1 protein-coding gene is annotated in these 1,555 nt (G+C 39.9%); it reads right to left on the bottom strand.

The features are described 5' to 3' along the window. Positions 1-131 precede the first annotated feature (131 nt). A complete protein-coding gene (locus KHM83_RS19530) occupies positions 132-1,295 on the bottom strand; it encodes an IS110 family RNA-guided transposase (RefSeq protein WP_213238718.1) in 1,164 nt (387 codons plus the stop codon). Positions 1,296-1,555 lie beyond the last annotated feature (260 nt).

Genomic DNA, 1,555 nt, shown 5'->3' with positions numbered 1-1,555 from the left:
GGAGACCAGCTATGAAAAGTCAAGACTAAAATAACCGGAAATTCACTTTAATCAGTAGGTCTAAAAAAGGGCAACTTTAATAAGACTCCCTAAAAGGCAGTTTTCAAAATCTATCGATATTTGATGTGGTGCTAGTCGAGATTGAACTCGACTTTGTCAGTAAGCATTTTGTGAATGACTCTGACAAGCTTGCCGGCACAGTGTCCTAAGGTATTGTAGTGGCTGCGACCTTCGGCTTTTTTGGTATCATAATAAGCTTTAAATGTGTCGTTGTTACGAACAACATTGTATGCAGCATTAATCAATGCATAACGGAGAACTCTAGATCCTCGTTTCGACATACGTGTACGACTGGCTTGGAAATTTCCTGACTGGTAAACAGAGGGATCAAGGCCAGCAAAAGCTAAAAGTTTTTTAGCACTGGAGAAGCGTCTGATATCACCGATTTCTCCGAGAATCATGCCACCGTTGATATACCCAATACCAGGGATGGTCATGATAACTGAATTGAATGAAAGGACAATGCTTTTCATTTCGGACTCAACACTTTGTAACTGGCTATCCAATAACTCGATCTGTTCGATTGAATGAGTTATTTGAATAGATAAGGATCTGTCACTAGAGCCGACAGACTTCTGTGCGAGAACTCTTAAATCTTTTGCTTTATCCTTCTTAAAGTGGCCGTGGGAAGCTTTTTCAAGAAGTTTGGCAAGATGGGTCATATGCATAGAAGCAATGGCTTCTGGCGACGGTGCTTCTTTCAGAAGGCGGTAACAAGCCTTTTGATGTAGACCTGACTTGAAGAAGTACTGGAATTCAGGAAAAACCTGATCCATGTAAGAAGTCAGTTGAATCTTCAACCGGGTACGGTTTTTGACTAACTTCTGGCGGAAACGTCCAAGATTCTTCAGCTGCATCAAGTCGATATCTTCTAATGTGAAGAAACGATGATCATGCAGCATAAGGGTCTTAGCAATAACAAAGGTGTCAACCTTGTCAGTCTTGGTTTTGCGAATGTTATTCTTACGCATAGCTGAAGTCTGAAGAGGGTTGATGAGGCACACTTTATAGTGCCTAGAGACAAGAAACTGAATAAGGTTGTTGCCATAGTGAGCCGTGGATTCAAGACCAATGATGAGGCTGTTCTTATTGAAAGACTCAATAGAAGAGAGCAGTTTGTAGAAGCCATCATTGTCATTCGTAAATTTGAAAGGCTCTAGTAGTACTTCACCTTCAGAAGATAAGGCTGCGGCGAAGTGGTTGAATTTGGCGATGTCTATGCCAAGGTAGATCATGAGGATAAATCCTCCTTTCAATTTATTGATACCGTGACATCCACCATCAATTATCATCGTAGACTTGATTGAAATAAGCACTCAAATGTATGGCACATCCAGCTAATAAACAATTCAGATAAAGTAAGCGGCAATACACTCCTGGTGAGTAGTCAAAGCTACAGAATAAAATCAAAAGTACCACAGTATCTGAATGTATTATAGTCACAGATTAAAATGAAAGGAAAGTATGATGATTGCTTCTATATTAATCATACAAG

Origin of the sequence: Fusibacter paucivorans, assembly GCF_018390735.1 — a bacterium.
Lineage (GTDB): Bacteria > Bacillota > Clostridia > Peptostreptococcales > Acidaminobacteraceae > Fusibacter > Fusibacter paucivorans.
Note: the sequence above shows the minus strand (reverse complement) of the source record. Positions and strands in the feature narration are given on the sequence as shown.

Coding starts and splice junctions, on each gene's coding strand:
- KHM83_RS19530 (WP_213238718.1), bottom strand. CDS start 1,295: ATGATCTACCTTGGCATAGACATCGCCAAATTCAACCACTTCGCCGCA.